Source organism: Brachyspira pilosicoli P43/6/78 (genome assembly GCF_000325665.1).
GTDB classification, from domain to species: Bacteria; Spirochaetota; Brachyspiria; order Brachyspirales; family Brachyspiraceae; genus Brachyspira; species Brachyspira pilosicoli.
This window is the reverse complement of the sequence record NC_019908.1, coordinates 56,364-82,687: the sequence shown is the minus strand read 5'-3', so window position 1 is coordinate 82,687 and position 26,324 is coordinate 56,364. Positions and strand designations below refer to the sequence as shown.

At 28.4% G+C, this 26,324-nt stretch carries 28 protein-coding genes and 2 tRNA genes; 11 read left to right on the top strand and 19 right to left on the bottom strand.

Annotated features, from left to right (window positions below):
* Positions 1 to 31: 31 nt before the first annotated feature.
* On the top strand, positions 32 to 529 hold the full coding sequence (locus tag BPP43_RS00395) for a YajQ family cyclic di-GMP-binding protein (RefSeq protein ID WP_013243475.1): 498 nt from the start codon (positions 32 to 34) through the stop codon (positions 527 to 529).
* Between the two features lie 81 nt (positions 530 to 610).
* Here BPP43_RS00395 and trxA read toward each other — a convergent pair whose 3' ends face one another.
* Both trxA and BPP43_RS00385 read right to left on the bottom strand, forming a co-directional pair.
* Positions 611 to 928 (bottom strand): thioredoxin TrxA, encoded by a 318-nt coding sequence (gene trxA / locus BPP43_RS00390; protein ID WP_013243476.1) that lies wholly within the window; start codon positions 926 to 928, stop codon positions 611 to 613.
* A gap of 145 nt (positions 929 to 1,073) precedes the next feature.
* Complete coding sequence (locus BPP43_RS00385; protein ID WP_015273834.1) at positions 1,074 to 2,411, bottom strand: lytic transglycosylase domain-containing protein; 1,338 nt, start codon at positions 2,409 to 2,411, stop codon at positions 1,074 to 1,076.
* Positions 2,412 to 2,636: 225 nt separating this feature from the next.
* On the opposite strand from BPP43_RS00385, the gene BPP43_RS00380 reads away from it, so the two are divergent.
* Positions 2,637 to 3,095 (top strand): hypothetical protein, encoded by a 459-nt coding sequence (locus tag BPP43_RS00380; protein ID WP_013243478.1) that lies wholly within the window; start codon positions 2,637 to 2,639, stop codon positions 3,093 to 3,095.
* Here the strand turns inward: BPP43_RS00380 and BPP43_RS00375 are convergent.
* Genes BPP43_RS00375 through frr form a run of 3 tightly spaced genes read right to left on the bottom strand, consistent with a single transcriptional unit; the run spans position 3,092 to position 5,280 of the window.
* Positions 3,092 to 4,000, bottom strand: coding sequence for a phosphatidate cytidylyltransferase (locus tag BPP43_RS00375; RefSeq protein ID WP_013243479.1), 909 nt, complete (start codon positions 3,998 to 4,000; stop codon positions 3,092 to 3,094). The genes BPP43_RS00380 and BPP43_RS00375 overlap by 4 nt on opposite strands.
* 3 nt (positions 4,001 to 4,003) lie before the next feature.
* Positions 4,004 to 4,729 (bottom strand): undecaprenyl pyrophosphate synthase, encoded by a 726-nt coding sequence (gene uppS, locus BPP43_RS00370; protein WP_015273832.1) that lies wholly within the window; start codon positions 4,727 to 4,729, stop codon positions 4,004 to 4,006.
* A gap of 2 nt (positions 4,730 to 4,731) precedes the next feature.
* Complete coding sequence (gene frr / locus BPP43_RS00365) at positions 4,732 to 5,280, bottom strand: ribosome recycling factor (RefSeq protein ID WP_013243481.1); 549 nt, start codon at positions 5,278 to 5,280, stop codon at positions 4,732 to 4,734.
* A gap of 196 nt (positions 5,281 to 5,476) precedes the next feature.
* Here frr and BPP43_RS00360 point away from each other — a divergent pair.
* The 7 genes from BPP43_RS00360 to BPP43_RS00330 all read left to right on the top strand — a co-directional run bounded on the left by BPP43_RS00360 (position 5,477) and on the right by BPP43_RS00330 (position 8,888).
* A tRNA-Met gene (locus tag BPP43_RS00360) sits at positions 5,477 to 5,549 on the top strand.
* Positions 5,550 to 5,580: 31 nt separating this feature from the next.
* Positions 5,581 to 5,654, top strand: a tRNA-Met gene (locus tag BPP43_RS00355).
* Between the two features lie 30 nt (positions 5,655 to 5,684).
* Entirely contained in the window at positions 5,685 to 5,894 is a 210-nt protein-coding gene (rpsU, locus tag BPP43_RS00350) for a 30S ribosomal protein S21 (protein ID WP_013243482.1), read from the top strand.
* Positions 5,895 to 6,053: 159 nt separating this feature from the next.
* Entirely contained in the window at positions 6,054 to 6,641 is a 588-nt protein-coding gene (locus BPP43_RS00345; protein ID WP_013243483.1) for a hypothetical protein, read from the top strand.
* Between the two features lie 14 nt (positions 6,642 to 6,655).
* Complete coding sequence (locus BPP43_RS00340) at positions 6,656 to 7,789, top strand: LysM peptidoglycan-binding domain-containing protein (RefSeq protein WP_015273831.1); 1,134 nt, start codon at positions 6,656 to 6,658, stop codon at positions 7,787 to 7,789.
* Between the two features lie 29 nt (positions 7,790 to 7,818).
* The gene (locus tag BPP43_RS00335) at positions 7,819 to 8,385 is read left to right on the top strand and encodes a peptidylprolyl isomerase (protein WP_013243485.1); all 567 of its coding nucleotides are present in this window, start codon (positions 7,819 to 7,821) and stop codon (positions 8,383 to 8,385) included.
* A gap of 17 nt (positions 8,386 to 8,402) precedes the next feature.
* Entirely contained in the window at positions 8,403 to 8,888 is a 486-nt protein-coding gene (locus BPP43_RS00330) for a peptidylprolyl isomerase (protein ID WP_013243486.1), read from the top strand.
* Between the two features lie 1,017 nt (positions 8,889 to 9,905).
* Here BPP43_RS00330 and fabF read toward each other — a convergent pair.
* From fabF to pyk, 4 genes are all read right to left on the bottom strand, one after another.
* Positions 9,906 to 11,159, bottom strand: a complete 1,254-nt coding sequence (gene fabF, locus BPP43_RS00325) for a beta-ketoacyl-ACP synthase II (RefSeq protein WP_015273830.1) — start codon at positions 11,157 to 11,159, stop codon at positions 9,906 to 9,908.
* 73 nt (positions 11,160 to 11,232) lie between these two features.
* Complete coding sequence (acpP, locus tag BPP43_RS00320) at positions 11,233 to 11,469, bottom strand: acyl carrier protein (protein ID WP_013243488.1); 237 nt, start codon at positions 11,467 to 11,469, stop codon at positions 11,233 to 11,235.
* Between the two features lie 71 nt (positions 11,470 to 11,540).
* Entirely contained in the window at positions 11,541 to 12,290 is a 750-nt protein-coding gene (fabG, locus tag BPP43_RS00315; protein WP_013243489.1) for a 3-oxoacyl-[acyl-carrier-protein] reductase, read from the bottom strand.
* Positions 12,291 to 12,441: 151 nt separating this feature from the next.
* The gene (gene pyk, locus BPP43_RS00310; RefSeq protein WP_013243490.1) at positions 12,442 to 13,875 is read right to left on the bottom strand and encodes a pyruvate kinase; all 1,434 of its coding nucleotides are present in this window, start codon (positions 13,873 to 13,875) and stop codon (positions 12,442 to 12,444) included.
* Between the two features lie 119 nt (positions 13,876 to 13,994).
* On the opposite strand from pyk, the gene BPP43_RS00305 reads away from it, so the two are divergent.
* Entirely contained in the window at positions 13,995 to 14,519 is a 525-nt protein-coding gene (locus BPP43_RS00305) for a hypothetical protein (protein ID WP_015273829.1), read from the top strand.
* On the opposite strand, the gene rsmA is transcribed toward BPP43_RS00305, so the two are convergent.
* The 8 genes from rsmA to BPP43_RS00265 all read right to left on the bottom strand — a co-directional run bounded on the left by rsmA (position 14,516) and on the right by BPP43_RS00265 (position 23,768).
* Positions 14,516 to 15,367, bottom strand: a complete 852-nt coding sequence (rsmA, locus tag BPP43_RS00300; RefSeq protein WP_015273828.1) for a 16S rRNA (adenine(1518)-N(6)/adenine(1519)-N(6))-dimethyltransferase RsmA — start codon at positions 15,365 to 15,367, stop codon at positions 14,516 to 14,518. The two genes, BPP43_RS00305 and rsmA, sit on opposite strands and share 4 nt — an antisense overlap.
* Positions 15,357 to 17,078, bottom strand: coding sequence for a tetratricopeptide repeat protein (locus tag BPP43_RS00295; protein ID WP_014933503.1), 1,722 nt, complete (start codon positions 17,076 to 17,078; stop codon positions 15,357 to 15,359). Before BPP43_RS00295 ends, rsmA begins: the two co-directional genes overlap by 11 nt.
* Positions 17,078 to 17,515 (bottom strand): tetratricopeptide repeat protein, encoded by a 438-nt coding sequence (locus BPP43_RS00290; RefSeq protein WP_013243494.1) that lies wholly within the window; start codon positions 17,513 to 17,515, stop codon positions 17,078 to 17,080. Before BPP43_RS00290 ends, BPP43_RS00295 begins: the two co-directional genes overlap by 1 nt.
* Positions 17,516 to 17,527: 12 nt before the next feature.
* Positions 17,528 to 17,836 carry a hypothetical protein gene (locus BPP43_RS00285; protein ID WP_013243495.1) on the bottom strand — a complete coding sequence of 103 codons (309 nt, stop codon included), beginning with the start codon at positions 17,834 to 17,836 and terminating at the stop codon, positions 17,528 to 17,530.
* 98 nt (positions 17,837 to 17,934) lie between these two features.
* Positions 17,935 to 19,113: a DUF3298 domain-containing protein gene (locus tag BPP43_RS00280; protein WP_014933504.1), complete on the bottom strand. Its 1,179-nt coding sequence runs from the start codon at positions 19,111 to 19,113 to the stop codon at positions 17,935 to 17,937.
* A 101-nt stretch (positions 19,114 to 19,214) separates the two neighbouring features.
* Positions 19,215 to 20,576, bottom strand: coding sequence for a tetratricopeptide repeat protein (locus BPP43_RS00275; protein ID WP_014933505.1), 1,362 nt, complete (start codon positions 20,574 to 20,576; stop codon positions 19,215 to 19,217).
* 2 nt (positions 20,577 to 20,578) lie between these two features.
* On the bottom strand, positions 20,579 to 21,604 hold the full coding sequence (locus BPP43_RS00270; RefSeq protein ID WP_014935628.1) for a hypothetical protein: 1,026 nt from the start codon (positions 21,602 to 21,604) through the stop codon (positions 20,579 to 20,581).
* A gap of 10 nt (positions 21,605 to 21,614) precedes the next feature.
* Positions 21,615 to 23,768 carry an ATP-grasp domain-containing protein gene (locus BPP43_RS00265; protein ID WP_014933507.1) on the bottom strand — a complete coding sequence of 718 codons (2,154 nt, stop codon included), beginning with the start codon at positions 23,766 to 23,768 and terminating at the stop codon, positions 21,615 to 21,617.
* A gap of 144 nt (positions 23,769 to 23,912) precedes the next feature.
* Between BPP43_RS00265 and BPP43_RS00260 the strand changes: the two genes are divergently transcribed.
* On the top strand, positions 23,913 to 24,800 hold the full coding sequence (locus BPP43_RS00260) for an SPL family radical SAM protein (protein WP_015273827.1): 888 nt from the start codon (positions 23,913 to 23,915) through the stop codon (positions 24,798 to 24,800).
* Positions 24,801 to 24,885: 85 nt separating this feature from the next.
* On the opposite strand, the gene BPP43_RS00255 is transcribed toward BPP43_RS00260, so the two are convergent.
* A complete protein-coding gene (locus BPP43_RS00255) occupies positions 24,886 to 25,749 on the bottom strand; it encodes an SPOR domain-containing protein (RefSeq protein WP_015273826.1) in 864 nt (287 codons plus the stop codon).
* A complete protein-coding gene (gene coaE / locus BPP43_RS00250; RefSeq protein ID WP_015273825.1) occupies positions 25,700 to 26,317 on the bottom strand; it encodes a dephospho-CoA kinase in 618 nt (205 codons plus the stop codon). The genes BPP43_RS00255 and coaE overlap by 50 nt, the downstream gene beginning before the upstream one ends.
* Positions 26,318 to 26,324 lie beyond the last annotated feature (7 nt).

Sequence of the window (26,324 nt, the reverse complement as noted above, 5' to 3'; positions counted from 1 at the left end):
TAAATAAAAATAATTATTAGGAGGCCTTTATATGCCAAAAGATCCAAGCTTTGATATAGTTTCAGTAGTAGATATGCAGGTTATGGACGATTGTGTTAATGTTGCTGTAAAAGAAATAAGCAATAGATTCGATTTTAAAGGGCAAAATATCACAATAGAATTAAACAAAGGTGAAAAAACTGTAACCATAACAGCACCTGCGGAGTTTGTACTTAATCAAGTAAAAGATATATTATTTCAGAAGTTTATTAAAAGAGGCTTAAATCAAAAAAGTTTAAGAGAAAAGAAAAAAGAGAAAGCAAGCGGCGATGCTGTAAGAGAGATAAATGAAATAGTTAATGGTATAGATAAAGATTTAGCCAAAGAAATAGTAAAAGATATAAAAGACATGAAACTAAAAGTTCAGGCAAGCATACAAGATGAGCAAGTAAGAGTATCTGGTGCTAAAAAAGATGATTTACAAGCTGTAATTACTATGCTAAAAGGAAAAGATTATCCTATACCTTTGCAATTTGTAAACTTTAGATAATAATATTTTTTATCGTTAAAACAAAAAAGGCTTTATTATTAAAAAATAATAGAGCCCTTTTTATTTAAGCAAACTAAAATATTATAGCATACTATCAACCATAGCTTTAATGTTTTCGATAGTAGCTTCTTCTTTAGTTACTTCTTTTACTTTAGCACCGTCTTTATAAATGGCAATAGTAGGAAGTCCTAAAATCTTTTCACGAATAGCCAATCTTCTTGCTTTAGAAGTATTGAAAGAATAGAAAGGTACTTTACCTTCATATTGTTTAGCTAATTCATGAACATGAGGCATTAATGCTTTACAAGGTTCACAAGTATCGCCAAAATAATCAACTAGGCATAATTCTTTTGAATTAATAACCTTCTCATCAAAAGTATCTTTATCTAATTCTACCATAATAAAACTCCTATTATTAATATATTTTTTATACGATTAATTATACAAAAAATATAGCCATAGTCAAGAGAATATATAATTTATTATCAATAATATATAAATAAAGAACTATATTTAAGATATTGATTTATTAAAAAACTAATACTTATTTATTTACAGGAATTCTTAAAAATATTTCTGAGCCTATAGAAAGCACATTGCTGTCAAGTTTATTCCAAGCCTTAATCTCAGCAACATCAACTTTAAACTTCCTTGCTATAATCCAAAGAGTATCTCCTGCCCTTATATGATACATTATATCCTTATACTCATAATCAGGAGGAGGCAGAGATTCAAAATATACAAACTTACCTTCTCTTATTCTCTCCTGCTCTTCTTCATATTGAGCTAAATCTACCTGCTTAGCATTGTCTAGTCCCTGAATAGGAATCATCACCTGCTGACCTATATTTAAATTTCTTGATTTTAATTTGTTTATCTCAACAATAGCCTGCATAGGTACATTATAAAATCTAGATAAATGCGAAAGAGTTTCATTCATTTTAACTTCATGTCTTCTAAATGTAACTCTCTCTGAAGCAGGAATCTTACCGAAAGTATCATAAAATAATTGCTCTTTTCCCTCAGGTATTCTTAAAGGATAACGCACCATACCAGGAGGAGTTACACCTCTTGATAAATGCGGATTAAGTGCTTTTAAATCTTCTGTTTCTGCATCTATCATATCGGCTATTATAGATAAATCAGCCGCATCATCAACATAAACCAAATCACCCTCTGGAAAAACTACTTTTGGTTTGTTAATCTTAAATCCAAATTTCTCTGGGTTTTTTGCTATAATAACAGAGGCTACATATTTAGGTATATACTCTTCAGTCTCTTTTGGAAGCACTTTAGCCCTAAGCAAATCATAAAAATTATTACTTTTTACTTGCTTAATAGCCCTAGATATTCTTCCCCCTCCTGCATTATACGCTATTAATGCAATAACCCAAGATTTAAAATTTTCATCAAGCCTCATCAAATGCTCAGCAGCCGCCTTTGTAGAACGCTCTGGGTCAAACCTATCATCAGACCAATAATTAACTTTTAAATTGTATATAGCTCCCGTCATAGGCATAAACTGCCAAAGCCCAGCAGCCCCAGCATGCGAAACAGCCTGAGGATAAAAACTGCTCTCTATTATAGGTAAATAAGCTAAATCTTCAGGCACCCCTTTTTCTGCAAATACCTGCTTTATATAAGGCAAATATATCTGTGCCCTGTCAATAATCTTTTGCATATGAGGACGCCAACTACCCTGATACCTATCTAAATAATAAGAAACTCTCTCAGTACGAAAATCATCAACATTAAACCCTCTAAGCTCTACTACTTTAATATCGCTTCCAAGTGCCTCACCATAAACTGTAAGCTCATAAAGATTAACGCCGTCTAAACCCTTTCGTAAATATAAATCAAAAGTATCGCAAGAGTTAAACAAAAAAAATCAAAACTATTAAAAATATAGCTAATATTCTTTTTCTTTTTAAGTATTTTTTATTTTCATGATTATTAATAAATATATTTAACATTTTTTTTTAATATTTGCAAGTATGTAATTATCTTTTAAACTTCGTACTAAAGCAATCATAATAGTTGACAATTTTTACAATTAAAAATATTATATAGCCTATAATTTACACAGGTATGGAGAGAAAATAAAACTATGGCTAAAATTGTAAAATGTAAATACTGTAAAACTGTTAATGATAAATATGCCAAACAATGTAAATCTTGCGGAAAAGTGTTGTATCCAGAAATATCTTTCAAAAAAGCAACTATTATAACTGTAATATTAGATGCCATATTTGCTTTTATATATATATTTGGAATATTTTTATTTATATATAATGCCAACAATAATGAAACTCCAAAATATATAAACCTACTTCCTGCCCCAAATAGTATTTCATTCTTTGTTATTATATTAATAATGTTATGTTTTGCTGTTATAAAAATACTATATATATTAAATGTGTTTATTTTGAAAAAAGATATTATTTATACTATAAGAAGAGTTAGTTTATTTTTTGAAGCTATAATAATGTTTCCTTTGCAAACAATATTAGGCTTATATTTTTATGATATAGCAACCAGTGAAGATAAAGCAAAAAACAATAATTAATTTAATAATATTATTATAATGTAATAAGATATAGGTGCAGTCAATATCACGCTGTCAAATATATCAAATACTCCGCCATGACCCGGGAACATCTTGCTTGAATCTTTAGTATCATACATTCTTTTAATTAGGCTCTCTCCCATATCCCCAAGAAAACCTGTTAATGTAAATATTACAGTAAGCCATATTATCTGTGATAGAGAAAATGTAGGTATATCTTTCCCAAGCACTAAGCTTAAATATCCATTTGAATATAAATAATAATAAAGTATAGAAACAGGTATTGTAAATAAAAACATACCTACTAAACCTTCGTAACTTTTATTTGGAGAGGCACTATTTGAAAGTTTATGTTTTCCAAATTTCCTTCCAACCACATATCCGCCAGTATCACTAAGCCAAGCACATAATAATATAAATACAATATAATATTTACCGCTAGTCATAAAACGCATTAAAGATATATGCCATACTCCAAGTCCAACATATATAAAACAAAATACCGCAGTAAGTATAGCCCTGCCCCTCTCTTCAAAAGTAGATACATTCACCTTAAACATATTTATTATAAAAAGAACGGCTATTAAAACAAATACCATAACAAGCGATAAGCTCATAGAAATATTATTTATTTGAGTAAACTTATAAAGACGTGAAAAATCTCCATGAAGTATATTAGTACCGCATATGGTAATAACATATCCTAAAACCATAGCTGCTATAGTTGTTATTACTGTTCTAAAATTCTTTTGCCTATAAACCTTAGCCATATTAAATATTTCTAATGTACTTATTATAGAAATAGCTAATATCAAAGCATGAAAGAGAAAAATAACTCTATTGTAAAGCAATATAATAGTAAATAATGGTAAAGTTAATGCTACAGATATAAGTCTTCCCTTCATATCTTATAAGCCTCCGTATCTTCTGTTTCTGTTTGAATATTCTTCTATAGCTTTTTTGAAATTATCTTTAGAAAAATCTGGCCATAATATATCAGTAAAATATAATTCACTGTATGATGCTTGATACATTAAAAAATTACTTAATCTATGTTCCCCAGAAGTTCTTATTACAAAATCTGGGTCTGGTATATCTTTTGTATATAAATAATTTCCTATAGAGTTCTCATCAATATCTTCTATATTAATCTTATTTGATAATACATCAGCATACATATTTTTTATAGCAGTTTTAAGCTCATCTCTAAAACCATAATTTAATGCCAACACCACTGTAAGTATTGGATTTTTGCATTTCTCTAGAGTTTCTTTTTCTGTTTCTTCTATAGTTTCTATAGTATCTTTTGGAAATTTAGATATATCTCCTATATGCTTTACCAAAATATTATTTGAAATAAGTCTTTTAATTTCTTTTTTGTAAAACTCTTTTAGAAGCTTAAATAAAGCCTTTTTTTCTTCTTCAGGTCTTTTCCAATTCTCTGTAGAAAAAGCATATAATGTTAGATATTTAATATTAAGTTCACAGCATGCTTCTACTATATTAATAACATTTTCACTTCCAGCCCTATGTCCAAAACTTCTAGACTTGTTTCTAGCTTTAGCCCATCTGCCGTTACCGTCCATAATTATAGCAACATGTGAAGGAACTTTATTATCCTTTTCTGTCATCATAATTATATTTTATCTAATTCTTTTTCTTTTGAAGTAATTAACTCATCAACTTTTTTGATATAACTATCTGTATCATTTTGTATTTTTTTCTCAAGATTTTTAGATTCATCTTCAGTAATAGTTTTATCTTTTAAATCTTTTTTTATAATATCGTTTTCATCTCTTCTTATATTACGTATAGCAATTTTAGCTTCTTCGCCTCTATGTCTTACACCTTTTTTTAATTCTTCTCTTCTTTCTTTAGTAAGCTCAGGCACCATAATTCTAATATTACCGCCGTCATTAAAAGGATTGAAACCCAAATCAGCTTTTAATATAGCCTTTTCTATGTCTCCTACCAATGCTTTATCAAAAGGCTGTATCATTATAGTTTTAGCATCAGGAGTAGAAACGTTGCCAACTTGTTTAAGCGGCATACTGCTGCCGTAAGCTTCAACTTTTACACCATCTAATATAGAAGCATTTGCTCTTCCTGTTCTAATACCTTTCAAATCATTTTGTAAACTATTAATAGCCTTTTCCATTCTATCTTTATAGGATTCTTTTGACATAGATTAAAACCTCTTAAAATTATTTGAGCCAATTATAATTTAAGATATAAGTATTGTCAAGTTATTATTAATAAGTAATTTTTTATAACATTAATAATAATATTAGTATAATGAAATATTTTATCTAAATTTCATTGTAAAAAAATACTTGACTTTTTTAACAAATAGTATAATATGCATATCAATATTTATACATCGCGGGGTGGAGCAGTTGGTAGCTCGTTGGGCTCATAACCCAAAGGCCGTAGGTTCAAGTCCTGCCCCCGCTAATAGCCAATAATAAAGGCTTTTTTTATTCTTGGCGGCGTGGCTCAGGTGGTTAGAGCATGCGGCTCATATCCGCAGTGTCAGGGGTTCAAGTCCCTTCGCCGCTAATAACTTTAATCAAAAGGCAGGTGAGTTAATTGGTACGTATTTTCGCTAATGAAGGTGAACCAGTTGAAAGCGTTATTAAAAGATTTAGAAGAGCTTGCGAAAACGAAGGTATTTTACAAGAATTAAAAGAAAAACAATTCTACAAAAAACCTTCTCTTGAGAAAAAACTTCAAAGAGAGAAAGCTCTTAAAAGAATGAAAAGAAAAATCAAAAAAGAACGCAGATTAGGTTTACTATAAACTTATCTAATCTGATAAATCTTAAAGCATTGATAGTTTTTATTATCAGTGCTTTTTTTATTGTAAAATTATATTATTTATAATAAACTATTGACTTTTATCTTCTGTAATATTATATTAGAACAATAAAATATTGTAGTTTTTTCGGAGTATAATATTATGAAAGCAATCAAACACATAACAATACTTACTTCTATTTTATCTGTTATCATATCTTGCGGAGCATCTATGCCGCTTAAAGAGTATAAAGATGCTTCAACTTTAAGAGATAAAACGATTAAATACGAACTTCAAAATTATTCTAAAGAACAATTCGATATAGCTGAATCAAGCTTTGCAGAAGCAACTATACTTATAGATGAAAATAAAGAGCCAGATACTGTAAAAGAATTGCTCACTACTGCTTCAAATGCATATTTAGTTGTTTTAAATGAAGGTTTGCCTGTATATGCTGAAGAATTAAAAGCTGAAACTTCAAGAAATAGAGTATATTCTAAAGATATTAAAGCATATATAGTTGATAAAGAAAATTATGAACTTGCTGAATTAAACTATATTAATGCTTTATCTGCTTTAAGCACAAATAACTATGAGCTTGCTGTTGATTCTTTCCTTAAAACAAGAGATTATCATAGCAAAGCTTTCTTTAATACAAAAGAACTATTTGATAACAGCCTAAAAGGTATTCAAGAGGCTGATGATAAAATTAAACAAATAGAAGTTTTAGAAAATCCTACTAATAATTAATATGGAGTTTTATTATGAAAAAAGTATTATTAATTCTTTTTGCAGCTTGTTATTTAATATATGGACAAGATACTAATATTACAAATGAAAATATAAAAGACAGTGAAGATTATCAATTAGCACAAAGATATAGAGAATTAGCTATAGAGGCTCATAATGCTGGTGATTATACTCAAAGCGTTGAGTTTTCTAGACAAAGTAAAGAGTATTCTGATAAAGTTATAGCTAAATTTGGAGTATATGGATTAGTTTTGAATGCTCAAAGATATGCTGAAAGAAACTTAGCTTTACTTAAAGGTGTTGGAGGAGATACTAATGAATCTTCTATATCTCTTTATGAAGACTCTGTTATGGACTATGAAGCTGGAAACACTATATTTAATGCTGCTACTAATGATACAGATTACAGCAACTCTATAACAAAATATACTGATTCTTCTTTAAAATCTAAATTAGGTTATGATTTGGTATCAATAGGTTTAAGAAGAGATTATCTTATTAATGAAGGTGCTATAACTAACGCTGACAGTAATGATAATAAAATATTAAATTTAAGATATAACGCTGTAATGTTCTCAAAAGCAAAAGACTATAATAACTCTATTTCAAATGCAAATGAAGCAATTAATATATTAGATATGCTTGAAGCTCCTATAGCTTATGCAAAAGCACAAGAAGCTCTAAATAAAGCTAAAGAAGATGGATATAATGAAACAAAAATGACTAATTATAATCAAGCATCAACTACATTAATATTTGCTAAACAAGCACTAGACGGTGAGGATTTTTCTAATTCATTATTTAATTCAAAACTTGTAATAGAAATGGTTAATGCTATGTATAATGGTGCTGATTATAATCAAGAAACTACTATAGTAGAAACAACAGGAGTATTATTCCCTAAATATTATAAAGTTCAATATAGAAAAGTTGGTACTGATTCATTATGGAAAATAGCTTCTTATGACTTTATATATGGTGATGGTAATTTATGGAAAAAAATATATGAAGCTAATAAAGATAAAATAAAAGACCCTAACATCATCATAAACGGACAAATATTATTAATACCTAGTCTTAAAGGTGAAACTAGAGATGGTACTTATGACTCTAATAATGAGTATGGTAATATAAAAGATATAAAATAAATAATATATAAGAGAGGAAATAAAGTTTAATGTTGAAAAAGACAAAAATCATTTTATTATCATTTTTAGCGATAATAACATTTACAGCAGTATTATTGGCACAGAAGCCAAAAACGTCTAAAGAGCATTTGTTTATAGAAACAGATTATGGTACTATAGAGATAGCTTTCTATCCTGACAAAGCTCCTAAACATGTGGAAGCTATTAAAAAATTAGCAAATGAGGGCTTTTATAACGGCACACTCTTTCACAGAGTAATACCTGGTTTTATGATACAAGGCGGCGACCCATTAAGCAAACAGCCTAACAGAGCTTTACATGGTACAGGCGGTCCTGACTTTGTAATACCTGCTGAGTTTAATGATGTTTCTCATAAAAGAGGAATATGCTCTATGGCTAGAAGTCAGAATATAAATAGTGCTGGTTCACAGTTCTTTATTTGTGTAGCTGATAGTCCTTTTTTAGATGGACAATATACTGTTTGGGGTGAGGTTATTAAGGGAATGGATACTGTAGACAAGATAGTTAATCTTAAAAGAGATGCTAATGATAACCCTCTTACTCCTGCTAAAATGAATAAAGTATATGTAAAATAATAAATAAAGGAAAAATAATGGAACATTTATTTATAGAAACAGATTACGGCACTATAGAAATAGAATTCTATCCTGACAAAGCTCCTAAACATGTGGAAGCTATTAAAAAATTAGCAAATGAAGGCTTTTATGATGGAATTAGATTTCATAGAGTAATACCTAACTTTATGATACAAGGCGGAGACCCTACTAGTAAAGACCCTACTAAAAGGCATTTACATGGTACAGGAGGCCCTGGTTTTAATATAGAAGCTGAGTTTAATGATGTATCACACAAAAGAGGAATATGCTCTATGGCAAGAAGTCAGCATCCAGACAGTGCTGGTTCACAATTCTTTATTTGTGTAGCAGACTGCCCTTTCTTAGACGGACAATATACAGTTTGGGGCAATGTTGTTAATGGAATGGACGTTGCCGATAAGATAGTTGCTTTACAAAGAGACCACAATGACAACCCTATTGTAAACTCAACTATGAACAAAGTATATATCAAAGAAGTATAAATAATTAATAAAGATAAGAATATTAAAGCGATAGAGTTATAATAAGCCCTATCGCTTTTTTATATGCTAATTTTTTCAAGTTTTATAAATTTTTTCTTGTTCTTTTTAGCGAAGTTAGACAGTCTGGCTTCCTCAAAGAAACAAAAATGTTATATTTTTATAAAATATAGTAAAAAATCTATAAAATAATATATTGCACTTTTTGCAACTTTTTGCGGCGGGAAAAAGTTGAAGAAAATAAAAACTTATATAAAAAATATATTGTAGTATATATACTTAAAAATTTTAAAGTTTTTCAAAATTTATTTTTTAATTTTAATTATTTCGGGGGCTAGCCCCCGTACCCCCAAGTTCTTTTATTGGTATAAAAGAACCAAAAGAACTGCATTTTTATAAAATATAGCTAAAAACATATGATATTATCTTATATATACAAAAATAATCTATTTGTACTTTCGCTAAAAATATATTAAGAACTTAAGTATTTGCACTTTCGCAAAGCGTATCCGAAGGATAAAAACTTTGACGAAGTACGCAGAGCGTATGCGGGAAAAAGTTGAAGAAAACAAAAACTTATATAAAAAATATATTGTAGTATATATACTTAAAAATTTTAAAGTTTTTCAAAATTTATTTTTTTAATTTTAATTATTGCAGGGGCTAGCCCCCGTACCCCCAGTTCTTTTATTGGTATAAAAGAACCAAAAGAACTGCATTTTTATAAAATATAGCTAAAAACATATGATATTATCTTATATATACAAAATAATCTATTTGTACTTTCGCTAAAAATAGATTAAGAACTTAAGTATTTGCACTTTCGCAAAGCGTATCCGAATGGTAAAAGTTTGACAAAGTACGCAGAGCGAAGGAGGGAAAAAGTTAAAGAAAATAAAAAATTTATATAACAAAATATAGTCGTTTAATATATTATTTATAAAGTATTTATGCAAATAAAAAAGTCATACCTAGTAATTAAACTAAATATGACTTTTAAATTATTATATCAACTATTTATTATACTCTTTTAAATACTATAGAAGCATTATGTCCACCAAAACCAAAAGAATTGCTTATAGCATATTCTATTTTTTTGTCTTGAGCCGTATTAGCAACAACATCTAAATCACATTCAGGGTCTTGCTCTTCAACATTAATAGTAGGGTGAACTTTAGAATCTATTATACTCATTACAGTAGCAATAGCCTCTATTCCGCCAGCAGCACCCAAAGCATGACCTGTCATAGACTTAGTAGAGTTAACTTTTATCTTTTTAGCATGGTCTTCACCTAATGCCTTTTTAATAGCCTTAATCTCAGCAATATCTCCAACAGGAGTAGAAGTACCATGAGTATTAACATAGTCAATCTTGTCTGGAGAAATTTTCGCAGACTCTATAGCCAAAGACATAGCTCTAGCACCCATAGCACCATCTTCTAAAGGTGCAGTAATGTGATTAGCATCACAAGTAAAACCATATCCAGAAACTTCAGCAAGTATATTAGCATTTCTTTTCTTAGCATGCTCATACTCTTCAAGTACAAGTATACCAGCACCCTCAGCTATAACAAATCCGTCTCTGCCCTTATCAAAAGGTCTAGAAGCTTTAGTAGGTTCATCATTTTTAGTAGATAAAGCTCTAGCATTATTAAATCCAGCTATAGTAAGAGGATTGATAGTAGCTTCAGAACCGCCAACTATCATAATATCAGCTTCATTATCTTTAATATGCTTGTATCCTAAACCTATAGAATGGTTTGAAGAAGCACAAGCAGTAACTGTACTATAATTAGGACCATTCATGCCATATTCCATAGCTATTAAACCAGGTGTCATATTAATAATTTGCATAGGAACAAAGAAAGGTGAAACTCTGCTTGGTCCGTCAGCAAGTATTACATTATGATTATTTAAAAGAGTAGTGATACCGCCTATACCGCTGCCAAGAACACAGCCTGCTCTCAAAGGATCAAAACCTGTCTTAGGCTCTATACCAGCCTGTTTTAAAGCATGATAAGCAGCATATACACCATAAGTTATAAAAGGGTCAAGTCTTCTTAGCATCTTCTTATCAGAATAATAATCACCTTCTAAAGCAGCCACTTCACCGCCTATTCTAGTAACTAATTGTTCTTTTTCTGGATCAAAATATTTGCTAAGAGGCTTGATTCCAGAAACACCATTAAGAAGATTATCCCAGAAAGTTTTAACATCATTTCCAAGACAACTTACAATTCCAAGACCCGTAATAACAACTCTACGTTCGCTCATAATAACTCCTATATGTTATAAATAAAAAATTCCCGCAAAAATATTACGGGAATAATTAATATCTTTAAGAAAATTACTTCTTATGCTCTTCAATATATTTAGCAGCATCAGCTACATTTTTAATTTTTTCTTGTTCTTCTTGAGGAATTTTGATATCATAACGTTTTTCTAATTCCATAATAAGTTCTACTAAATCAAGTGAATCAGCGTTCAAATCATCTACGAAAGAAGCTGTATCTGTGATTTTACTTTTGTCTGAAATGTTTAATTGATTAGCAACAACATCCTTAATTTCATCGATTAATGCCATGTTGAATCTCCTTTTATTAATTTATTATTATTTTTAATTTATTATAAAGTGCAAAGCAACTTTATTAACTATTACATAGACATTCCGCCGTCAACGGCTATAACTTCCCCTGTTATATAATTGCTCAAATCTGATGCAAGAAATACAACTATATTAGCAACATCTTCAGCATTACCTAACTTTTTTAAAGGTGTAATATCCATTATCTTTTTTACAGCATCTTCAGCAAGTACACCAGTCATATCTGTTTGAATAAATCCAGGTGCTATAGCATTAACGCATATTCCTCGAGGAGCAAACTCTTTCGCCATAGATTTAGTAATACCTATAATACCAGCCTTAGCTGCAGCATAATTCACCTGACCAGCATTACCCATTTTTCCTATAACGCTTGATATATTAATTATCTTACCCTTTCTTGCTCTTAACATGCTTTTAGCAGCTTCTCTTGAAGTGTAAAATGCTCCAGATAAATTAGTATCTATAACATCGTTCCAAGCACTGTCGTCCATTTGTATAACTAGCATATCTCTAGTAATACCAGCATTATTAACTAATATATCAATAGAACCAAATTTCTCTATAGTTTTAGCAACAACATCTTTACAAGATTCGCTAGATTTTACATCATGAACTAAAGCAAGTGTCTCTACATTGTATTTTGATTTTAATTCATCAGCAACTTCTTGAGCTTTATTAATATTTGTAGCAGTAACAACAACATTAGCTCCTTCATTAGCCAAAGCCTCTGCTATTTTTTTTCCTATTCCTCTGCTTCCGCCTGTTACTAAAGCTATTTTATTTTTAAGATTTAAATCCATAATTATCCCTAAAATTATTTAACTACGCTTACATTAATTAAAACAAAATATACTAAATTTGTCAAGTCTATTTTGCAACTTTAAAATTACCGACTTTTTTGTTTAAAAGGTCGAAAAATGATAAGAAATAACTATTCTTTTACATACAAATTTAGTGCATAACTACTATACGAACGCTATTCTCTTGCCACCTACCCTGCCATTTGCTGCCGCTCACTACTATTATTCTGTCGCCATGTTCTGCTAATTTATGCTCTACCAAAGTATCTTCAAGTATGTTAATCTCGCCTCCATGGTTAATACCAGCACTAAAATTCAAATCTTCAGGCATATGTATAGTATAAACATTATGACATATAGCAAGACCATTACAAAGATTACTATCAGCAGACATAAATACTATAGGAGTTTTTGGTCTTTTTTTAGATAGATTTCTAACTGTTCTTCCAGACCTTGAAAGAGCTATTATCGCCTTATTATCTAAACTATATGATAAATAAGAAGCACTATCAGCCAAAGCATCATTAACTCCGCTGTCTAAATAAGTCATATTGTCATGAGAAGTTTTATTAACAGATTTCTCAGCAGCCTCTACTATAGAAACCATAGCCTTAACAGACTCTATAGGATAATCTCCCGAAGCAGTCTCAGCAGACATCATCACAACATCAGTACCGTCTAATACAGCATTAGCAACATCGCTAGCCTCTGCCCTTGAAGGAACAGGGCTTTTTGTCATACTCTCAAGCATTTGGGTAGCTATTATTGTAATCTTACCCATATCGTTTGCCATTTTTAGTATCTTCTTCTGCCAAACAGGAACCTCTCCAAATGGTATCTCTACTCCCAAGTCTCCTCTTGCCACCATTACACCATCAGACACTTTTATTATACTTTCCAAATTTTCTAATGATTCTGTATTTTCTATTTTTGACACAATTCCAACATGCTGAAAATTATTATCATCTAATATCTTTCTAAGTCTTATAACATCTTCTGCTCTTCTTACAAAACTCATACCCAAATAATTAGCACCGTTTTTAGCAGCAAATAAAGCATCACTAACATCTTTTTCTGTTAAAACTTCTGTTGTTACATGAGCACCAGGCAAATTAATACCCTTACTGCTTAATATAGTACCTCCAGTTATAACCTTACATACAACAAGTTTTGAAGCCTCATCACTAGATTCCACTATAAGCTGTATAGTACCGTCAGCTATCAAAAGCAATGAACCGCTCTTTACATCATGAGCAATGTTTTCATGCGTAGTAGGTATTATGCTTTCATCATTAGTTTCTTTATGTCCGCTTAATTTTACAATGTCGCCTTCTTTTACAGTGATATTCTCTTTTAGCTTACCTATTCTTATTTTAGGTCCCTGCAAATCTGCTAATATAGCTACAGGTTTACCCAACTCATCAGAAACTTTTCTTATTATGTTTATTCTCTCTAAATGTTCATCATAGCTTCCAAATGAAAAATTAAGCCTGCATACATTAGCGCCATTCTCTATTATCTTTTTTACCATTTCTTCATTAGACCATCTAGGTCCTAAAGTTGCTATTATTTTTGTTTTTCTCATAATATTTTACCACCTCTTATAGAAAACATTATAAAACATAGAAATATTTTTACAACTTTTTATATTAAAATTTGATATTTTTTTGCTTTAAAAATACTATTAATGTATAATAAATTATTATGAATAAAAAATTATTATATATTTTACTTATCACTATAATTCTATCATCTTGTAAAAAAATAGAAAACATAACTATAATCTTCGATGATATAACAATAGATATACCAGAAAACTTCGAGCAAAATTATATAAACAATATGATAGAATATAATCCAAACTTTAAAATAATAGATTCATACGGCATAGAAACAAAAACCTCTATATACAATGTTTCATATACAAAATCTAATTATCCAATAGATATACTAGCCTCAAAAGAAGGCATAATAAATGGTGTAATAAATAATAAAGTATTAAAAGAAGTAAAGGTAGAAAAAGAAGGATACTACAAAGAACAAACTAATGCCTACGATATGTTAATTAGCTATTACTATGGACCAAACAAAACATATCAAAGAAGCTTTATAATGATAAACGGAAATAACATCATTCAAATAACTGCTATATATAATGCTAACAGCAAAAAAGATGATAAAACTATAAATGGTATAATAAACTCAATAAAACAAAGAGATAATAATTAAATATAATCTTTTATTATTAGAGAAAGTTCTTTTACTTTTTCTATACTCAAAGACTCCCCTCTAATCTCTTTATCAATATTTGCCTTTTCTAATATTTCATCTATTTTATATTTATCAATATCAATGTATGGAGATTTTAGGAAATTATTTTTTATAGTTTTTCTTCTGTTGTGAAACAATGTCTTTGAAACAGATTTAAAAATATTAAGCATACTTAAATCAACTTCTTTAGGCTTAATGCTTATAATAGATGATGTTACTTTGGGTATTGGATAAAAAACTTCTTTTGATACATTGTACTCTAATTTAATATCAGACATAAAACTTGCAAACAATGTTAAAGCAGAATAATCTTCACTGCCCTCTTTGGCAATTAACCTATTTGCAAAATCACTTTGCACCATAAAAACAGCATAATTCCACCTATTATAGCAATCACAAAAAAGCCACTCTATTATAGGACTTGCTATATTGTATGGAATATTGCCGTATACATCAAAGTTTTTCTTTTTATCTATATCGTTAATATCAACTTTTAGTATATCATTATGAATAATATTTATATCTTTATAAGTTTCTTTCAAATGATTATACAAAGCATTATCATATTCAACTATAGTAAGATTATTTTTATATATATCAACAAGCACATTACTTAAAGAGCCTAATCCCCCTCCTATCTCTATAGCATAATCACCTCTCAAAATATCTTTTGGCACAGTGTTTGCTATATTAGAAGCAATATTTCTGTCGCATAAAAAATTTTGACCTCTATTTTTATTTGGGAATATAGACTTACTCTTTAAATATTCAGTAATTTCTGATTTTGAATATACATTATTTAACATATTTATTTATTCTTGACATCTGAAGCAGCAAAGCTAATATCATTACCACAGCAAAAACTAACATTATTATAATACTCACATTAATACCTAAAAGCATTAATATATGTGATGATATATAATCAACCGCTATAACATAAAGCAATACAAATAATATAGTACCAATAATACCTATTAAATTGGAAACTACACCAAAGGAAACATCTTTTTTAATATAAATATTATATCTAAATGAGAAATATGCTATTATTATAAATAAAAGTAAATAATAAATTGGCGTTAAAATCTTTTTAAATAAAATATCAATTATAACATCGTTAGAATAACCAAAAGAAGGAAGCTCAGATTTTAAACTTATAATATCTTTTAATCCTGTATAAGCTAATACTCTAAATGCATAATCTTTAATATTTTTTATAGCACTATCAGATATATTAATACTTATAATATTTTCATTTAAATTATTATTATCATAAGTATTATTCAAATCATTAAATTTTGCTTTTAAAATAATATTTTTCATATCTGGATTATTAAATGAATCAGTTATTTTACCATATTTATATATTACTTTATTTGTAGCTTTTAATTGATTATCTAAATTAATAATGGATACATCATATAAATATAATGACTCTCCAAAGAAAATACTATAAAGAGCACAAAGCATAGTATTATTATTGAGCATTAAAGTAATACCATTATTTTCTAGCATAGTGGTATTTGTTATAGAATAATAATCATCTATAAAAAACTTTCTAATCTCATGTGCTCTGTCTATAAAAAAATCATATCTATTAATACTATCAACTATCAAGGAATAATAGATGCCAATTTCATTTATATTAGGATAATTAACATACAAATTAGATATACTGCTATATGCCTTCCAAAAACTTCCTTTTCTATATAATTCTATAGTATCTGCAAGCTTGCCGTATGCTAATGATTCATAAAAGTTTTTACCAATATATAGAGGCTTATTATTTTGTATAATGCTAATTTTATTAAGATAATAAATAGCTAAAGGATTATATCTATCAATTTTAAGCACATCAGTATAATATCTATTAGCAAGATTATAATTTGAAAGACTAAATGCTCTAGAACCTTGAGAAAGCAAATTATTTACATAAGTAGCCCTATCAGTATTTGCAATCTCTTCCAATTCAATTCTTTTATTTTCAATATCCTTTAATAATAATAAAATATTACCATCATTTCTATCATATATTAAAGCGTTTCTAGCGAACTTCTCAGCCTCATTCAAATTACCATTATCAAATTCCTGCTGAGCCCTTTGATATTCATATTCTTTAAGCGATAATTTATACTGATTGAAATGTTTATAATCTTTATTTGTATTGTATTCTTTTAACGCATACACCAATTTATTAGCCAAGAAATAATCATAAAAAGCAAAGAATGCTGTTAATACAACTATTAAAGCAATAGGTATAGCAATCATTCTAGATATTTGTAATCCTGGCAAATAAGAGCCTTTAAAGAATGCAGAATATACACTTAAAGCTATAATAAAAGGAATAAAGTTTTTGTATATAAGAAGTGAAACAAAAATATATACCGGCAAATCATATACTTTACCTTCGCCTCTAGTATATATATTATATAGCAAGAATATAAACAATATTGAAATAATACTAATAATAGAAAAGCTTAGTATCAATCTTAGCATTATACTAATTTTTTTCATTATTCTTCCACTACTTGCTCAATATCTTCATCAATTATTACTTCTTCTACTGTTTCAATAGGTTTCAATTTTGGTTTTTTAGTATAAATATCTTGCATAACTTTTTGAGCTAATACTTTAGGAGGCAAAACAGCAAAATCATTGATAACAATATTAAAATAATCTATAGCCTCTTCATACTTATTCTGATAATAATAACAGAAACCAATCTCATAATAAGCCCAAGAAACATCTTTAGCAAAATTATTTCTATCAAAATTATCTATGATATACTGATAGTATGCTATAGCAGTTTTATATCTTTTATTATTAAATTCAGTATAAGCTTTTTCTGCTATGATTTTAGGATACCTTTCTTCTGCATCAACTTTTACAGTTGTAGCACAAGAGATTGTAAATAAAGCAAAAATAAGCAATAAATAATAAGTTTTTTTCACCAATAAAATCCACTATTTTTTTATAGAATAGACTTCATCGCGTACTGGCAAACTTTTGCGTAAGATTTTTAGGAAACTTCTTAAATCTCCCATATCCTTATAATCGTCGCATTTTTCTACAGTTCTTCTTGCAACTGTAAAATACTTGTACATTTTTTCTTCACCAAGTTTTTTACGCCATTGTTCCTGAGTACATTTTACTCTTAGCAAATATTGTGAGCCGTCTATTCCGCTAGCCTTTCTAAAAAGTACACAATACCTGCAATTAGCACAATAAATACCTCCACATTCTGGAGATTGTTCATTTTGTTCTTCAGTCATAAATACTTACCATAAATTAATTATATTGTTTTATGAATACAGTATAGCAAATTTACTATTAAAAGTCAAGTTCATAAACTATACTACATACAAAACTATTATTCCTCTAATATATATAAGTACTCTTCGTTTACAAAAGGTCTTATTTCGTCAAAAGAGTAAACTATTTCTGTTTCACCTTGAACATATGCTGTAATAGTATAAATAGGCCATACAAAGTGAATGCCGTCTTTATATACATAAAAACTAGTATCTTCTAAAGTTATTTCATCTAAAGGAACTAAATAATCTTCTTCTGTTCTGTCGCTTATAGAAAGAAGCTTAGATTTCATACTTATACGCAATTTTTCATCTTTAAAATCTTTTATTAAATTTGTAATTGAGATTTTTTCTCCGTCTTTAAGAGAATAAACTAAAGATGTATTATTATAAACGCCATGAGCTCCTCCCATATAGATAGAAGAATAGCTATTTATAGATATTGTTGTATCATTAAAATATAATATATCTTTACCAGCTATATACTCATAATTAAAATCCGAGTTTGTATACCAGTCATTATAAAAATCACTCATAGCCTTTTCAAAGAAAGGAAGAGTTTCATTTTTTAACCATAATCTTTCATCACGTACAATATTATCAATATTATTATTAATATCCAAAGTTATTTTATCATAAACTTCTAAATTATTTGTATCTTTTGGAATAATAACAAATATAGAATCTTTATAAAAGAAAGTAGAACCATTTCCAAGAGAATCATTTTGAGATGAGTTTGTGTATAAATAATTGTATGATACAGCAGAAATAAAATCTGAAGCACTAATATCTACTTCATCTATTTTTGTTGTAATGGTAAAGTTTTTATTATAATAATTGCCTCTTATTGTATAGCCTGTATCAGACTGAGCATACATATCAGCTCCGTCATTATCAATAGTGGCATTAGAATAAAAATAAGTCTTTATTAAATTTTCATCTATGTAAGTAAATCTAAATTGAGCAATATTATATTCCGGCAAAACCATATCATTCAAAGCTAATTGAGCCATAGAGCCATTATCATTTTTCATAAAAGTATAAGGCGAAAACCATTCATTGTAATCACCATCACTTTTAACGGTAGTAGTAGTTGTTGTTTCAGGTAAAGCGTTTTGATTAGTATCTATATAATTATTTTCTATATTTTCAGTATTTTCTTGATTTTTATCCAAATTATCTTTATTATTACAAGCAACAAATAAAAATAAAACTAATAATAATACTTTCTTAATCATAAAAACTCCAAACATTTTTAAAAAAAAGAATAATATATTTTTCTTTTTTTGCAAGTAAGAGTTTTTACTTTTTTTTGCAATATAGAACTTTACAAAAATAATTAGTCGCTGAATGATATAACGCCTTCAATAATAGCTTCAAATCTTTCAGGCTCTATAATCATAACAGTATCATCAACTTTCAAATTAGGAGCAAAATCACCTATACTAATTAAGAATGAGTGAGCACTCTTATACGCCCTAGCATAATCCATAAACTCATCTACAGTATTTTGTCTCATAGGATATCCAGAAGTATCCAAAGCAAAAGTACTCTTATATGATTGACCTTCAGAACCAAATTTCTTAATAGTTACAAAGAAAACTAAACTATCAGATTTTTTAGTATGGTCTGTTACAATATATCCATTTAAAGTTAATATTCTATAGAAATGTTTTTCCAAATAATCAATAACGTCCATTTCCAAAGCTGTTCTAAATGCATTATTAGCTATGATAGAACTATAAGTTTTTAATTTCTGATCAACATCTAAATATATGTTTCTTATAGATTTTATTATCTCCCACTGTTTAACAGCCTCTTCAAAATGTTTTTGTTTAACCAAAGTTTCAGCATATCTATATCTTTCATCTACAACTTTCTCATTTGCAATATTATCTTTAGTAAGTACTTCTCTATAATATTTATTAGCCTTATCATAATCTCCAAGCTCATAATAAGAATTAGCCAAATCTAATGATATACTATCCTTATTATCTATAAAACTGCTGTCATAAGATATTTCTAATTCTTTTACAGCATTTTGGAAATCTCTAGATGCTGATAATATCCTTCCATAAAGTAAATGATAATTATAATTAGAGGAATCCAAAGCTATAGCCTTTTCAATATTTTGCTGAGCTGCATGATAGCTTCTCATTTTATAATAAGAAAAAGCAAGCATATACAATAATTCAGGATTGCTGTCATTACGTGTAGCTGCCAATGACAAATATTTTTGAGCCAATATCCACTCACCGCTTTGATAAGATATAAGACCTGCTTTATATAAAGAATCATAATCCTGATTTTTTATTTTTATTATATAATCATATTCATCTAAAGCCTTTTTAGAGTTTCCAGTCTCTTCATAAATATTAGCCAAAAACTCACGCACCTTTAATTCGGTAATATCTTTAGTAAAATAAGCACCGTCTAACATAGATTGCAATGCCGCCATAGCCAATATATACTGATTTTGTTTATAATATAAATTGGCACTATACCATAATATAATTGGGTCTTTTCTAAATTTCGGGTCAAGTTCATTGATTTCTTTCATTGCAAGTTCAACATTACCATCTTCATAAAATTGAGTAATGCGTTTTAATTTGGCAGGATAAGAACCGCTCTTTACAATAAAATTAGTTGCAACTCCCAATACAACTATTAGCATCATTATAAGTATAATTGAAAATTCCACTATTATATTCCTTTTTGATAAACTATAACAGGGCTTTCTGTTTCTTTAGATTCCCTTAAAGCTTCTTTTATCTTATCAGTTAAATTATCTTTAACTGTAAATATTGATATTTTATTAGCCTTATTATCAGCAAAATCAAATCCGCTAACAGCCATAGACACTTTTACATCTATATTATCGCCATTATAGCTAAAGTTATAATTTTGAAGCATCTTTAAATATCTCTTAGTAATCTTCAAAGCCTCTTCTTCATTAGCATATACTATTATATATATAATATCATCATCTATCAAACATTGACTCTCGCCTGCTCTAGCTTCTTTTTTTATAAAAGCAACCAAATCTTTTCTTATCTTATAATATCCAAGTCTGTCATAATGCTCTATTATATCATTAGCATTAGATATATTAAACGCCATTATACCTATAGCATAATTATGTCTCTGTGAAAATGATATTACTGTTTTTAATGTATTATTAAATATTTCATATTCTAAAGTATTAGTTTTTTCTGCTTCATCAGATGAATTATTAGAAGAATTAGCAGATTCATATCCTAAATTAAATAATATTAAATTATACATAAAAAATATAATATTTCTTATATTATAAGATAAAAATATAGCCATAAAAAATAAGCATAGAGATAATATTGTACTATAGAAAGTATATTCTTGTCTGTATAATATTTTTTGTATTTCTGGTATATAGCTTAAAGAAAGAAGCATCACTATAGAAGTAACAACAAAAAATAAAATATTTCCTATACTTTTTCTTAAATTAGCCTCATGCTCTTTTGCAGAAAATATAAACACCACAACAAAAGCATATAATATAGACATAGATATCCATATCCAAACCCAAATATCCAAAGTATAAAGCAAATAAACCAAAAAGTTATTAGGGTTTGAAGAGATAAGTAATATATAAATAGGTATTGCTATAGCACTATATATTAGAGTGCTTATCATAGCAGCAAAAAAACCATAAAGGTATGATTTTGATAAGCTAATTTCTTTTACTTCCATAAATAACTACCTAATTTTTGCACCATACGGTATTATCATATTTTAATTTATTGAATCCGAATATTTTCATCATTCTTTCTAATTCTTCTTTAGTAGAATAAATCATATATTCAAGTCCTTTTCTGCCTTTGCTTACAATAGAAATAAAACTCTCTTCTGTCACGCAAACAACATTAGCACCTAAAGCATAATACTTAAATAATTCTCCGCCGTATTTAGGTGATTCTGCCAAAATATTAATTTGCATTTTATTCTTATGCAAGTTTAAAGCTATGCTACTAATAGTATCGGAAACTTTTTTCATACCTTTTAATGAATACTTATTATTATTAGAAAAATATACATTATTTAAGTTATTATTAACTATATCTTTTTCATTAGATATGCCTTTTACTATTAGAGGTATGTCCAAATGTTTTTGAATATAATTTATTTCTTTATGAGTTTTTAGATGTATATTATTTTCACAGCCATTATAATAATAAGACAAATCTATTCCAACAGCACAAGCTCCATTTTTTTGTGCCTCTTTAAGCTTTCTCATTATAACATCTTGAGAGTTATTACCGCTAATCATAACAATTCCTCTCTTATGTTCTTTGATAGATTGGATAGCTAAATTAAATATTTCATCATTATTAAAATCATTGAGTATAGCAAGTATCTCAGAGTTTGAAGCTATATCCATAGTGATGTTATAATATTCTTTTATATCCATTATACCGTCTAAAGCTTCTGGAAGGTTATGAATAGTATCTATTATAATAGGCTGAGATAAATGCATATTAAATATACTAGTTTGCAAACTAACATCTTTATCATCATTATGTATTATGCTTGGAGAGAAAGAATAATTTTCCAATCCTGTATCTTTATTTTCATCAAACAAATAATCAACATTATGTTTTGAAGATAACTTTTCTTTTGATACTTTTTTAATTTCTTCTATTGTAAGAGATTTTTCATCGGTTAGCTTAAAATGAACAGCATTTATAGCCTTATTAGCAATTTCTATGGCTTTATCTCTAGTATCTGCCACAGCTATAACGTTTCCAGCCTTATCAAGATTGCTTGTAGGAGAAACTAATATATCGCCTACCTTTGTTTTAATAAATATCTCTTTTACGCCGTCTATATTTTTAGCATTTTCCAAGCCTTCTATAGATTCAATAATTCCTGTACCAGGTAAAAAAGCCTTCTCAACAGAAACTCTATCCCATTTAGGCTTTAAATCACTTGGAGGATTACCCAAAGCTATCTCTATTGCATTTTTAATAAGGTTTACACCAGTAGCAAAAGGATAAGTATAAGCACTCATAAAACCGCCAGAAAGTCTCGCAGCAATCTCCCCTACCATAGCACCGTTTTTTGTTACTTTTATATCTCCCTTAGCAGCACCAATTTTTAAATTCAAAGCCTTTATACCAGCCTTCATTACATTGATTGCATCATCTATCTTTTCTTGCTCTAAAGCAGAAGGAAGTATATGCCCAGTCTCTATAAAAAACGGAGGATATTCTATAATTCTGTCAGCAACACCTGTAACATATATCTCATCATTATAAATAAGCATGTCTATAGAAAGTTCAGGCCCTTCCATAAACTCTTCTATTATAACCTCACCCGAAGGAGAAGCACTCTTAGCCCTATTAAAAGCATTAAGTACATCTTTTTCATCAGACACCTTCATTACTCCGCGTGCTCCCATATTGTCGGCAGGCTTTATTACAACAGGTTTAGTTAAATTTCTATAAGCCTCAACCGCCTCATCATAATTCCACACAGGGAAAAAATTAGGCTGAGGAACATTGTTTTTCTTAAATCTCTCACGCATTCTTATTTTGTTTGAAGCAGCATAAGCATCTTCAAATCTATTGCCCGGAAGCCCCAAAGCATTGGCAACAGCCGCAACAGTGCTAGAAGCATCGGTTCCAACAGTAATAACACCATCTATACCCATTTCTTTGCTTAAAGCCCTAGCAACTCTCACACACCCATCAACATCTCTTGTAGACGCTATTATAGGATAATCTGCTATCTTCATTCCCGGAGCATCTTTATTATAATCCAATACTATTGTATATAATCCCATATCTTTGGCTATTTGTATTGCCGGCACTTGTAATAGACCAGCTCCTATTATGATAATTCTTTTACCTTTCATAATTAAAAATTGCCTTTATTATTTAATTTAAAATAATCCATTAACTATATCGAAATATATTAAACTTACTAAAGAATTTTATTAAAACTCACTTGCAAAAATATATAATATATATTAATATACTGTATAAATATAAGGGTATTTATGATTAAATATAGAGAAATTAACTGTAAATCAGCATTAAATAAAATAAATAATAAATACGGTTTCTGTTATGATTTAAATATATACAGAGGCTGCATTCATAAGTGCTACTATTGCTTTGCTGTATATTCTCATAAATATATTAACTCAAGAGATTTTTTTGGCGAGATATTTGTAAAGAAAAATATTGCAGAAATGTTAGAAAAAGAGTTATCATCAAGAAATTGGAAAAGGGATATTATTAACTTAGGAAGCGTTACAGATAATTATCAAGAATGCGAAAAAGATTATAAACTTATGAGAGATATATTAAAACTTCTTATAAGATATAAAACACCAATGTGCATATCTACAAAAAGCGATTTAATATTAAGAGATTTTGATTTGATAGATGAGCTTTCAAATATAGTGCCAGTTAGAATAGCAGTTACTATAACAACATTAAATGAAAAACTCTCATCACTTATAGAGCCTAATGTAATAAGCCCATTAAAAAGATTAGAAATATTAAAAGAGTTCAAAAAAACAAAAGCAACAGTTGCAATTCATACAATGCCTGTAATGCCTTTTATCACAGAAGATGAATTAGAAAATATTTTTAAAACAGCAAAAGAATGTGATATAGATTACTGTGCTGCTGATGCATTAAAACTTTGCGGAGAATGCAGAAAGATATTTTTAAACTTTGTTAGAGAGAACTTTCCAAATCATTATAAAAAATATTTATATATTTATGGAAGCAATGGTATTCTTAAAGATGATTATAAAGAGAAAATGTACAAAAAAATAAAAGCATTAGAAGAGAAATATAATATATCATACAAATCAAGAGAAGAACTTCATAAAGAAAAAATTAATATAAAAGAAGAAGAAATGCTTTTATTTTAAAAAATTTTTAAAAAATTAATCCCCTCTCAAAGCAAATAGCTTTAAAAAGGGGACTAACAATAACTTTTAGGATATCTTTAAAATATTAACTTACTTTCTTATCGGAATAAATATAACTATCTTTATAAACAGGATTCTTTTTAATTTCAGCTAAAACCTTCTGAGCATCTTCTCTAGTTTCATATCTTCCTATTTTAATTTTATACATAGTTTTTCCGTCAGAGCCTACTTCTTCTTTTACAAAAGTTTTTGGGTATTTTGCTTTTAATGTATCTCTTACAGAATATGTATTATCTTTATCAAAACCAACTGCTACTTGTATAAAATAAATAGAGTCTTGAGAAGAGCTTCTAGTATATGGTACAGTTGTAGTTACTTCTTTTTTCTCTATAGGTTTTACACTAGCTATCATTTGCTCTGGAGGTGTATATGTTGAATTTGGAGCTTGTTCGCCTTTAATATTTGCATTAATAGCATCAAGTTCTGAAGCTAAATTTTTAGTGTATTCATTATATCTATCTTCTGAAGATACACCCTCTCTAATAATACTGCTGCTGTTTCCGCTTGAAGCATTATTATTATTTAAAGGCTCAATATTATCTATATTTGAATCAACAATACTAGATTCTTGCATAGTGTTTTCTTGAGTATTTAAATCATTAGCCATAGCCAAAGTATCAGTAGTATCTAAATCACCGCTGTTTTCTCTCATAAGTATATCGCTTGAAACTTCTGCACTATTATTAGAAGCATAGCTAGTTTTAGAAGAACCTAAATGAAAACCTATAACAAATATAAATAATACTAAACTAGCGGCACTTACAGAAAATACCAATAGTCTTATAGGTGTAAAATTAACTATATATAATGTTCTTTTGTTTTTTTGATGATTATTGAGATTAGTAGAATAATCTCTTTCTTCCATGTTTTCTTTTTGATTCATTTCCATAATGCCATCCTAATTTTCGAGATATAATTACTAAATGATTATAATCTCTCATATTGTTAACAATAATATCGGCATCAAGTTTCTTATTTTTTACATCTCTTTGCATTTTTAATATCTTTCTTGCATGATGCTCTGATATGTTTCTAGTTTCTTGCATTCTTTTTAAGATACTAGAAGTTTTGGCATTAACAAAAACTAAACTATTACAAAGTTTATAAATATTGCTCCTCATAATTAAAGCAGCTTCTATAACAACATCTTTATCAGTGGAGTTTATCAAATTTTCTGTCTTTTTTTCTATATAAGAATAAGTAATATCCTGAAGTTTTTTAAGCTTGTTTTTATTAGAAAATACAATACTTCCAAGTTTTTTTCTGTCTATATTATTATTGGAATCTAATATACTATCAGAAAACTCTTTTACAATAATATCTTTTTTATTTTCTAAAGCCTCATGACCAAGCTTATCAGCATCTATATAAAACGCATCAAGCTCTTTTGCAAGCATTTTAGAAAAAGAACTCTTACCAGAACAGATAAGACCATATACACCTATAATGTTTCTCATAAATAAT

Bases quoted from the DNA above. Each gene is read 5' to 3' on its own strand.
- BPP43_RS00395 (WP_013243475.1), top strand. From the start codon at position 32: ATGCCAAAAGATCCAAGCTTTGATATAGTTTCAGTAGTAGATATGCAG.
- trxA (WP_013243476.1), bottom strand. From the start codon at position 928: ATGGTAGAATTAGATAAAGATACTTTTGATGAGAAGGTTATTAATTCA.
- BPP43_RS00380 (WP_013243478.1), top strand. From the start codon at position 2,637: ATGGCTAAAATTGTAAAATGTAAATACTGTAAAACTGTTAATGATAAA.
- BPP43_RS00375 (WP_013243479.1), bottom strand. From the start codon at position 4,000: ATGAAGGGAAGACTTATATCTGTAGCATTAACTTTACCATTATTTACT.
- uppS (WP_015273832.1), bottom strand. From the start codon at position 4,729: ATGATGACAGAAAAGGATAATAAAGTTCCTTCACATGTTGCTATAATT.
- frr (WP_013243481.1), bottom strand. From the start codon at position 5,280: ATGTCAAAAGAATCCTATAAAGATAGAATGGAAAAGGCTATTAATAGT.
- BPP43_RS00345 (WP_013243483.1), top strand. From the start codon at position 6,054: ATGAAAGCAATCAAACACATAACAATACTTACTTCTATTTTATCTGTT.
- BPP43_RS00340 (WP_015273831.1), top strand. From the start codon at position 6,656: ATGAAAAAAGTATTATTAATTCTTTTTGCAGCTTGTTATTTAATATAT.
- BPP43_RS00335 (WP_013243485.1), top strand. From the start codon at position 7,819: ATGTTGAAAAAGACAAAAATCATTTTATTATCATTTTTAGCGATAATA.
- BPP43_RS00330 (WP_013243486.1), top strand. From the start codon at position 8,403: ATGGAACATTTATTTATAGAAACAGATTACGGCACTATAGAAATAGAA.
- fabF (WP_015273830.1), bottom strand. From the start codon at position 11,159: ATGAGCGAACGTAGAGTTGTTATTACGGGTCTTGGAATTGTAAGTTGT.
- acpP (WP_013243488.1), bottom strand. From the start codon at position 11,469: ATGGCATTAATCGATGAAATTAAGGATGTTGTTGCTAATCAATTAAAC.
- fabG (WP_013243489.1), bottom strand. From the start codon at position 12,290: ATGGATTTAAATCTTAAAAATAAAATAGCTTTAGTAACAGGCGGAAGC.
- pyk (WP_013243490.1), bottom strand. From the start codon at position 13,875: ATGAGAAAAACAAAAATAATAGCAACTTTAGGACCTAGATGGTCTAAT.
- BPP43_RS00305 (WP_015273829.1), top strand. From the start codon at position 13,995: ATGAATAAAAAATTATTATATATTTTACTTATCACTATAATTCTATCA.
- rsmA (WP_015273828.1), bottom strand. From the start codon at position 15,367: ATGTTAAATAATGTATATTCAAAATCAGAAATTACTGAATATTTAAAG.
- BPP43_RS00295 (WP_014933503.1), bottom strand. From the start codon at position 17,078: ATGAAAAAAATTAGTATAATGCTAAGATTGATACTAAGCTTTTCTATT.
- BPP43_RS00285 (WP_013243495.1), bottom strand. From the start codon at position 17,836: ATGACTGAAGAACAAAATGAACAATCTCCAGAATGTGGAGGTATTTAT.
- BPP43_RS00280 (WP_014933504.1), bottom strand. From the start codon at position 19,113: ATGATTAAGAAAGTATTATTATTAGTTTTATTTTTATTTGTTGCTTGT.
- BPP43_RS00270 (WP_014935628.1), bottom strand. From the start codon at position 21,604: ATGGAAGTAAAAGAAATTAGCTTATCAAAATCATACCTTTATGGTTTT.
- BPP43_RS00265 (WP_014933507.1), bottom strand. From the start codon at position 23,768: ATGAAAGGTAAAAGAATTATCATAATAGGAGCTGGTCTATTACAAGTG.
- BPP43_RS00260 (WP_015273827.1), top strand. From the start codon at position 23,913: ATGATTAAATATAGAGAAATTAACTGTAAATCAGCATTAAATAAAATA.
- BPP43_RS00255 (WP_015273826.1), bottom strand. From the start codon at position 25,749: ATGGAAATGAATCAAAAAGAAAACATGGAAGAAAGAGATTATTCTACT.
- coaE (WP_015273825.1), bottom strand. From the start codon at position 26,317: ATGAGAAACATTATAGGTGTATATGGTCTTATCTGTTCTGGTAAGAGT.